Annotated in this window: 10 protein-coding genes; all 10 read right to left on the bottom strand. The window is 45.4% G+C overall.

Annotation, left to right across the window (positions count from 1 at the left end; all coding sequences use genetic code 11):
• Positions 1–54: 54 nt before the first annotated feature.
• The 10 genes from AB6D80_RS17745 to AB6D80_RS17700 all read right to left on the bottom strand — a co-directional run bounded on the left by AB6D80_RS17745 (position 55) and on the right by AB6D80_RS17700 (position 7,753).
• Positions 55–903 (bottom strand): DMT family transporter, encoded by an 849-nt coding sequence (locus AB6D80_RS17745; RefSeq protein WP_012604900.1) that lies wholly within the window; start codon positions 901–903, stop codon positions 55–57.
• The gene (locus tag AB6D80_RS17740) at positions 903–1,355 is read right to left on the bottom strand and encodes a GNAT family N-acetyltransferase (protein WP_012604899.1); all 453 of its coding nucleotides are present in this window, start codon (positions 1,353–1,355) and stop codon (positions 903–905) included. The genes AB6D80_RS17745 and AB6D80_RS17740 overlap by 1 nt, the downstream gene beginning before the upstream one ends.
• 57 nt (positions 1,356–1,412) lie before the next feature.
• Positions 1,413–1,979, bottom strand: a complete 567-nt coding sequence (locus tag AB6D80_RS17735; RefSeq protein WP_017067547.1) for a Crp/Fnr family transcriptional regulator — start codon at positions 1,977–1,979, stop codon at positions 1,413–1,415.
• Between the two features lie 71 nt (positions 1,980–2,050).
• The gene (locus AB6D80_RS17730; protein ID WP_102314630.1) at positions 2,051–3,805 is read right to left on the bottom strand and encodes a lysophospholipid acyltransferase family protein; all 1,755 of its coding nucleotides are present in this window, start codon (positions 3,803–3,805) and stop codon (positions 2,051–2,053) included.
• 12 nt (positions 3,806–3,817) lie between these two features.
• Positions 3,818–4,261 carry a hypothetical protein gene (locus tag AB6D80_RS17725; protein WP_372189172.1) on the bottom strand — a complete coding sequence of 148 codons (444 nt, stop codon included), beginning with the start codon at positions 4,259–4,261 and terminating at the stop codon, positions 3,818–3,820.
• A gap of 10 nt (positions 4,262–4,271) precedes the next feature.
• Entirely contained in the window at positions 4,272–4,709 is a 438-nt protein-coding gene (locus AB6D80_RS17720) for a YHS domain-containing (seleno)protein (protein ID WP_372189170.1), read from the bottom strand.
• Positions 4,710–4,721: 12 nt separating this feature from the next.
• Positions 4,722–5,471, bottom strand: a complete 750-nt coding sequence (locus tag AB6D80_RS17715; RefSeq protein ID WP_372189169.1) for an NRDE family protein — start codon at positions 5,469–5,471, stop codon at positions 4,722–4,724.
• Positions 5,472–5,473: 2 nt separating this feature from the next.
• Positions 5,474–6,016 (bottom strand): DinB family protein, encoded by a 543-nt coding sequence (locus AB6D80_RS17710; RefSeq protein WP_017078811.1) that lies wholly within the window; start codon positions 6,014–6,016, stop codon positions 5,474–5,476.
• 19 nt (positions 6,017–6,035) lie between these two features.
• A complete protein-coding gene (locus AB6D80_RS17705; RefSeq protein WP_135384618.1) occupies positions 6,036–7,169 on the bottom strand; it encodes an ATP-grasp domain-containing protein in 1,134 nt (377 codons plus the stop codon).
• Complete coding sequence (locus AB6D80_RS17700) at positions 7,166–7,753, bottom strand: DedA family protein (protein ID WP_269335828.1); 588 nt, start codon at positions 7,751–7,753, stop codon at positions 7,166–7,168. Before AB6D80_RS17700 ends, AB6D80_RS17705 begins: the two co-directional genes overlap by 4 nt.
• Positions 7,754–7,900: the final 147 nt, after the last annotated feature.

Raw genomic sequence — 7,900 nt, 5'->3', positions numbered from 1 at the left:
ACAGCTCGGAAGGATCCTTCAACCGATCACTTTGGCTTTAACTGATCGGCATTACTAAGCATTAGCTCTTTTTTTTGGTCGCTTGAAAGGGGCGAGTGGCAAGATGATGAGCATAATACCGATAAAGGTTAACGTATCTGGTATCTCATCAAACCATATTGCACCTATTAACGCGACAAACACCAGTCCTGAATACTCAGCCAAGGCAATTTGGCTAGAGTGTGCTTTTTGGTAGGCAGCAACCGCAAGGCCGTTGTAACTCAAGATTAACGTTGCACTGAGTGCTATGTATCCCAAATGCTCCACCGATACCGGTTGCCAGTATAGGAAGCACAGTACCAATGATGCTGGAATAGAGAATAACGTTGTCCACCACAGCGTAGTGATCACCGTTTGCTCACTCGGAAGCTTTCTTACCAATACATTGAACAGTGCGAGCGTCAGAGCTGTGCCTAATGCAAACAATGCAGCCCAATGAAATTGCGATGGCCTCAAGACAATCAATGCACCAATAAAACCGATAGTGGTGGCGATGACCTTGCCAAGTGCTGGTTGCTCTTTCAGTAGAAACATAGATAGAGGCAGCATCAATAAGGGCGCGACATAAAATACAGCGTTGGCGGTAGCCAAAGATAAGTGGGTAATCGCGACAACCATACATCCACTGCCAATTAGTATTAGCTGTCCGCGTATGATGGTCACTTTGGCTTGCTGTAAGCGTCGTTGTTCCTTTTTCTGCTGTAGCCACAAAGGGGTGATGATGAGCAGAGATATCAACTGTCGGAAAAAAATATACTGAAGAGGTGGCACTTCGCCATTCAACAGTTTTACCGCTACGTCGGAAAGCGAGGCAAACAAATTACCTGCAATCAGCAATAGGATACCGACAGTGATATTCGACATTACTTCTCTAATCTCATATCAATGTGCGGAATATCGTCTTCCAAGTACATCTCAGAGATCGTTTTGAAGCCGTGGCTCGCATAGAAATCTTCTAGGTGTTGTTGCGCACCAATATCGATAGTTGTGCTTGGCCAAAGAGCCTCACAGCGTGTTAACGCTTCTTTTATCAATTGATGGCCTAAACCATCACCTCTTGCCGATTGCTTGGTCGCCACTCGACCGATGCTGGTGTTGTCGTAAGAAGTTCCTGGTGGTAACAAGCGTGCACACGCCACTAACTCTGCATCAGCATAGCCAAGCAAGTGTTCAACACCCGCGAGTGTATCTTTACCGTCGAGTTCTGGATAAGGGCAATTTTGTTCAACGACGAACACATCGACTCGTAATTTAAGTAGTTGATAAAGCTGCTGTGTTGAAAGTTCAGAGAAGGGAATTGAGTGCCAAGTGATCATGTTTACATCCAGAGATTATCGATGCTCTGAATGTACTATGTGCGATGATTGTTGGCATTAACTATTGTTAATTCGACCTTTGATTCTGCTCAGGCTGATCGCGGTTATACCGAGGTAAGCAGCAATTTGATTGTCGTTCAAGCGCTGTTCAAGGTCGGGATAATGTTCGCAGAAAAGTTGATAGCGTTGCTCTGGAGTATAGAGCAGCATAAAGCGTTCTTTGTTTTCCTTATGCATCAGCTGAGTTTCTAATAACTTTAAATACAAAGGGTTGTTTGATGCGCGCCACTCGATAACTGCGTTCATTGGCAGTTCTAACATAGTAATTGGTGTGAGCGTTTCTAATAGGTAAGGGGACGCTTGGTTTTTTATCAAACTCTCAAAGCCGATGATCCAATCTTGTTCCCAGTAGAACTCTTTGCTGTATTGCTTGCCGTCATCAGTGAGATAACAAGCGTGGCACAAGCCTTCAAGTACAAAGTAGATTGAACTCGCCATTTCACCTTGATTGATCAGGATGTGTCTGGTTGGTAGCTCAAGTGGTTTCGCGACGGCTAATAGAGATTCAATCTGACTTTCAGAGAAGTCGAAGCTTTGTAGTTGTTCGATAAAAGAGGTGTGCATGGAAATAACCTAACCCAAATAAGTGTCGAAATCATCGCACTTATTTGAGTATAGGTACAGAGCGGGCTAAATCAGCGTCGAGCGTGCTGTTCTAGATAATCTTGAGCAAGTTCTCTACCCATGTATTTACCAAGAGTTTTCAGTGGTACTTTCTTAAGGTTAACCACAATCAAGCCATCCAGAGCATCATTAAATGATGGGTCGACGTTAAAGCACACCAACTTACCGTTCATCCCTAGATACTGGCGCAGTAATACTGGTAGGCCTTTTCCTTGCTCCATACGTGCTAACACTTTAGAGAGCAGAGGAACACTCGCCAATGACGATAACAGGTGATTTTGCCAGAACACATGATTACTGGTATTAAGTGGTGACGAAGGAGAAACCAGATTTGCTTTTTCTTCGTCATAATGATGTATCGATAAGGTCGTCGCAATCAACAGGCGCGCATTATGACTGTAATCATTACTGATACTGACTGGGCCGAATAGGTGAGTGTATTGAGGGTGACGATACACGAAGGCCGCGATACCTTTCCACAATAGTAATAGTGAGTTAAGGCTCTTTTGATAAGGCTTGCTCACTACGGAACGCCCAAGCTCGATACTGTTGTCTAAGGTATCGATGAATTCTTGATTGTAGTTAAACAGACTGCGGGAATAGAGTTGATCAAGCCCGTGCTCAGCGATCAACTTGTCGACCATACCAAGTCGGTACGCCCCGACCAGTTCAGCCTTAGCTTTGTTCCACACAAACAGTTGATGGTAGTAAAGGTCATACTCATCTAAATCACAGGCAAGCCCGCTGCCTTCGCCGACCTCTCTAAAGCTCTCCTCTCTTACTCGACCAATCTCGCGCATTAAATTGGGGATCGACTGGCTCGGTGTGCAGTACACCTCAAAATCTCCCTGTTCCAGTAATCTCATTTCTTGAGGAAGTGACGCGACTTCTATAGAGAGTACTTCTGATGGAATAGGCGCAATAACCTGAGTGTCAAAAGAGGGCGCATGGATTGGCGTACTAGGGCTATCTTGTTGACTCATCAGATAGGTATTGAGTCGCAGATAGTTGACGATATCCATCTCTTGTTCAAACGATTTTATCTCTGAGTATGGGATTGAAGAGCCAATAGAGATAGAGATGGTAGTCGCTCGTTTATTAAGAAGTTCACGCCCAAGTAAAGCCGTTCTTAGCAGTGGATGAACTCGTCCAGCTTGGTAGAAAAGCTCGCTGTTTTTACCATTGATAAAGATAGGAACCGTAGTTGCCTGATGACGTTTGACGAACTTGGCAACCGATTTGCTCCATTCGATGTCTGTCAGTGTTTTTGCCCCTTTACGGTAACTCGATACTTCGCCAGCAGGGAACACAATCAACAATCCACCGTCTGCCAAATGACGATTGGCATCTCGAATGGCTTTGGCGTTGGTGCGTTTCGATTCTTTACTGTTAAAGACATCGACCCCGATGAAAAGATCGTCCAGTTCAGGCAGTCGCTTGAGCAACTCATTCGCTAACACCTTCACATCCTTCCTTACCGATCCTACGAGATCAGCAAGGATCACACCTTCAATCGCGCCAAGCGGGTGGTTAGCTACAATGACTACGGGTCCTTCCTCAGGAATATTATCAGTGGCGCCTGCGGAAACAGAATAGTCGATATTCAATGCCGACAGGGTGTGATGCATGAATTCAAAACTAGATAACTCATCAGGTCTATCTTGATAGAGTTTATCTAGCTTAGATAGCCCAGTTGCCCACTCGACAACAGACTCACCTAAACCAAAAGGCGTGTAACGTGGTAAACGAAAAGGACTATCAATCATAATGAAGCTACCTTATTGACTAAAGTTGTTTAGGAAACCGTCTTGATTCTTGAAATCTTTCGCACTTAAAAATGCACCGCATAACCACACTAGGCATGCCATACCAAGCAGTAATCCACCGTCATAACCGACAATTTCACCCGCTGCATTAAACTCAGGCATTTGAATACCGAGTGGTGTAAACAGATGGAAGAAAATCGCACCACTCATAATTCCCACACTCATGATTGCACCTAGGCCATGCCAACGAGTAAACAGCAAAATGGCAGCAATCAATTCAGCAAACCCAATCAAGTAGCCGCCAAATGAACCGAACCAACTCAAGCCAGACCATGTAGCCAAAGTGCCAAAGATATGCTCAGTTTCGTATGAGCCGGTGAACTTAAAAAATAGCGACTGAATGAACACAAACGCAATAAATGCCGCAGGGATATGTTTAGCTGGAGTGAATGTCATGGTTATTCCCTTATTTGATCAGTTGCGGCCAAATGGTGTCGGCTTTTTGAATATGTTGTGCTCGGTCTTGTTCCCAACGCTGTTTAATCTCTTGGTCGTAGTTGAGGTAAAGCTTGTTATCAACAATCGCCCATTGATTCGGGTCTCCGGGTGCAAAATCACTTTTTGCTGAAACAGCCCAAGCGCAATAACCACCATATTGAGGGGCATATTTTTCAGGATTATTAACAAATAAAGTCAGATTCTTTTCAGAAGAGAAATACCAGTCCGCGCCTTTGTACTCGGTGCTGAATTTTTTACTGCCTTCAATAGGTTTACCTGAAGTGAAATAAGCCACAGTGTCGTAGCCATCGAGCGCCTTACTGCTAAAGAACCCTGTGTAGATTTCATCGGCGGCAAAGACATATGGGCTAACAAGTAGCATGACCATGGTTAATAGTTTTCTCATGATGGACTCCATCTATAGATTGATTGCTGGTGATAAATCGAAGGTAAAACGCTGTTGATTTATCTGGCATGGTTTAATGGGTTCACAAGGCGAGCCGGGTGCGTAAAACATCGAGGCTTGGCCGTGTACATTGCGTAAATGTGTAAAGCTCACGGTGTGCGCGTCTTCACGATGCATACAGGTCGCTAAATGAGGTTGTTCGCTGTGATGGTGAGAGTGAAACTGAAGTAAGTTCTGTTGATTCTTACCCGTTGCCATAAGCTGATCGTATTTTGCTTGTCGGTAGGCTTGTACTCGCTCTAAATCAACACCGGATGAAAACAGCGGAGAATCGGTTTCGACTATTTTTTGTTGAATGCCATCCCACATATAGGCGATAACCAAACCATGGTGTTGAGTTAAGTTCGGCGCAAAAGCCAGCAAGGTAAATGGGGCAAAAGAGTGCAGGTCGAGCTGATGAAATGCTTCAGAGAGCTGACTGATATTACGACTCGATGATAGGTTCTTGAGTAACAAACCACGGCTGACCAAAGGTCCAACAGGTACGATGCCTTGATAGTTATTGAGTAGGCATAACGAAAGCCCGAACTCATTGATACTGATCCAGCTACCACCGCCGGTTGGGTCGAGTGGCATGATGATATCGACGCCGTTAACTCGATATTGTTTAGGTGGCATCGCCAGTGCCCGTGTCTTTTGTTCATCACGATTAAAGAAGACCTGATAGCCATTGTCTTCAAGCAGCCAAGATACTGAACACATGATTATTGCTCCCTCAAATAGCTGCTGGTGGTTGGGGCATAACCAAAGGTGTTGCACGTTTCGACATCAAGAAAGGTCGTGATCACCTTGATCATCGCGTAATGATGATTGGCGTGCAGCGCGGCAAAGGTGACTTCTCTTTCTAGCGTAGAAGGCAGGCTGGCGAATACTTGTGTATCCATCGAAACTTCGGTTTGGATCATGATAGGCGCTTCGAGATCTCTGCGGTCTAACCGTTCAAGCCAATTGATCACGTAATGGATCTCTTTCAACGCAATCGACCTATCGAATTCGACGGGGTGACCACGACGACGAGTGTTGTAATCAACGGTCGCGTTCTCTTTTAAAATCAAAGCGTGAAAAAGATCGAGCGTGTGACGGGTATGCTCACCAATAGAACTTGTGACGTGCGGCTTTGCTCGTGTCAGATAGTCGCTGTCAGATATCGCTAACAAAAACTCTAAACCCTGATTCAATATCTCTACCGCTCCCTTGATACTAGGAGAGAAAGAAGTGAGGGCGCTCGGTTGGGCTATGGGGTTCATTCATGATCCTCGTACAAAGTTAATCGGTGGTCGGATATTGTTGAACAAGACGTCGCTCTTCTTGCCACGCGTTAAATAAGCTCTTAAAAGAAGGAGGCTGGTGGCCTCTTTGTTTCTGTTGAGCGCCAATATCAAAAAGAATGCGGTATTGCAGGAGTAGCGTCGAAAATATCTCTCGCAGCGGTGTGTTGCGATCCCAGATGTGCCCGGCCTCACTGCTTGCGCCATTGACCTCAAGGATAGTGAAGTCCTCGCCGTTCATTAGGCTGTGCATGTCCTTGAATTTGACGTCGAGTCGTCCAAAGTGAAAGCCATCGAAGTCGTCGAATATCTCATCTAAGCGTTCGGTTAAAGCCTGAGTGATGTATTGGTTGCCGTCTCGGAAGATACAGCCACGGCTATGGCTACCTGCAAACGCGAGTTGGAACTCTTCGCCCTCTGCGAGCACTTGATCCAATTTATCTTCATGTCTCGGTAGATACAGGTGACTAAGCTGCCCGGCACGCGGGCTATTTTCAATTAACTGCTTGAGTGTCGAGCTGCCATCACCCGTCACCATTGGTGCGTACTTGAGTGTGATCGAGATGATCTCGCCTTGCTTTTTATTTGGGTAGCGAACATAGAAAACACCCGCCTCGGCTTGATAAGGCGCCTTTTCTTGCAATAGAAAGCGAGCATTATTTGGGAAAGACTCAACATACTGCTCAAGTTGATCTTGTGTGTTGATCAGCTTAACGCCAACACCTCGACAGCCAAGATCCGGTTTGGCCACAATCGGGAAATCGAGGTCCGACTGTATGAGTGCGCTGCGCGCATCTTCGGCTTGTTTCTTACTGCTAAGATCCGTTTTGGTTAAGGTGATAAACGGAGAGATCCAACGCTGACTCGATGATCCAGCAAGGCTCAGTATCTCGTGTTTTGATTCGCCTACCATGCCGCTTAACTTAATACTCGGGTTGGCGATGAGCGGTAGCGCCCAGTCAAAGTGCCGTAACCCTTGCATCAGGCTTTGAATCACCACTGGCGTGTAGAAGAACCACGTTGGAAGAAACTCATAAGGAGAGACACTGCGCACGGTATCTTTTTCAAGCAAGGGCATGCCTGCATTGATTTGATGTGCTGGAATGATGCGAATATCTTGCGGTGAACTCATGATAATCCTCTAGAGTAGGTTCTATTCATTAATCGATTGCCGATAAACAGCAAAGCGATGGCACACGGGATGATGATCCATTGATATTCAGAGGCTTGCAGCCACGCTGATGTCCCTAAATAGTAGATGGCAGAGAAGACAATGCCAGTCCAGAGCGCAGTGGCACTAATAACGGCAAACAAGAAAGTAGGCAGTGGGATTGCGAAAAAGCCACTTAAGGTAAAACCGACGGTACGAAGTCCGGGAATAAAGCGGATGACAAAAAGACTGCTGAAAGCGTTTTGACGTAATTTAGTACGAAGTGCACGAAAGTATCGATTGGTGAGGGCTTTGTAACGAACGCCTCGGAAATAACGTCCTGATTTACCTAGGTAATAGAGACCGATATCACCTGTGGCAATGCCGATGAAAATGGCAAGCAACGCATATTGAGGAAGCATGAGTCCTTGAGTTGCTAAACCTGCAGCTGTAACAATCGCCAGATCTTCAAGCAAGTAAGAAAGCGCGATAATGCCAAGCATCAGCCATAGCAGCGATTCCTCTCCTGTATTTAACCATGCTTGAATGCTCTCAACGGTGCTCATCAAATGTCCTTATCTATCCTATAGATGAATAGCTTGTTGGCCATTCATTGAGTGTAGTAAATTAAATAGACAGGAGGAGCAGAGAAAAACTTACAGGCGATTGCTGCTTTTTTATATGTTTTTGATTTTATTGGCGGTTTGAGTCGC

The sequence above is a fragment of the Vibrio sp. 10N.247.310.17 genome (assembly GCF_041466605.1).
Taxonomy (GTDB): Bacteria; Pseudomonadota; Gammaproteobacteria; order Enterobacterales; family Vibrionaceae; genus Vibrio; species Vibrio tasmaniensis_A.
Note: the sequence above shows the minus strand (reverse complement) of the source record. Positions and strands in the feature narration are given on the sequence as shown.

What these genes read in the sequence shown, in the direction of transcription:
- AB6D80_RS17745 (WP_012604900.1), bottom strand. Translation starts at nt 903, where the DNA reads ATGTCGAATATCACTGTCGGTATCCTATTGCTGATTGCAGGTAATTTG.
- AB6D80_RS17740 (WP_012604899.1), bottom strand. Translation starts at nt 1,355, where the DNA reads ATGATCACTTGGCACTCAATTCCCTTCTCTGAACTTTCAACACAGCAG.
- AB6D80_RS17735 (WP_017067547.1), bottom strand. Translation starts at nt 1,979, where the DNA reads ATGCACACCTCTTTTATCGAACAACTACAAAGCTTCGACTTCTCTGAA.
- AB6D80_RS17730 (WP_102314630.1), bottom strand. Translation starts at nt 3,805, where the DNA reads ATGATTGATAGTCCTTTTCGTTTACCACGTTACACGCCTTTTGGTTTA.
- AB6D80_RS17725 (WP_372189172.1), bottom strand. Translation starts at nt 4,261, where the DNA reads ATGACATTCACTCCAGCTAAACATATCCCTGCGGCATTTATTGCGTTT.
- AB6D80_RS17720 (WP_372189170.1), bottom strand. Translation starts at nt 4,709, where the DNA reads ATGAGAAAACTATTAACCATGGTCATGCTACTTGTTAGCCCATATGTC.
- AB6D80_RS17715 (WP_372189169.1), bottom strand. Translation starts at nt 5,471, where the DNA reads ATGTGTTCAGTATCTTGGCTGCTTGAAGACAATGGCTATCAGGTCTTC.
- AB6D80_RS17710 (WP_017078811.1), bottom strand. Translation starts at nt 6,016, where the DNA reads ATGAACCCCATAGCCCAACCGAGCGCCCTCACTTCTTTCTCTCCTAGT.
- AB6D80_RS17705 (WP_135384618.1), bottom strand. Translation starts at nt 7,169, where the DNA reads ATGAGTTCACCGCAAGATATTCGCATCATTCCAGCACATCAAATCAAT.
- AB6D80_RS17700 (WP_269335828.1), bottom strand. Translation starts at nt 7,753, where the DNA reads ATGAGCACCGTTGAGAGCATTCAAGCATGGTTAAATACAGGAGAGGAA.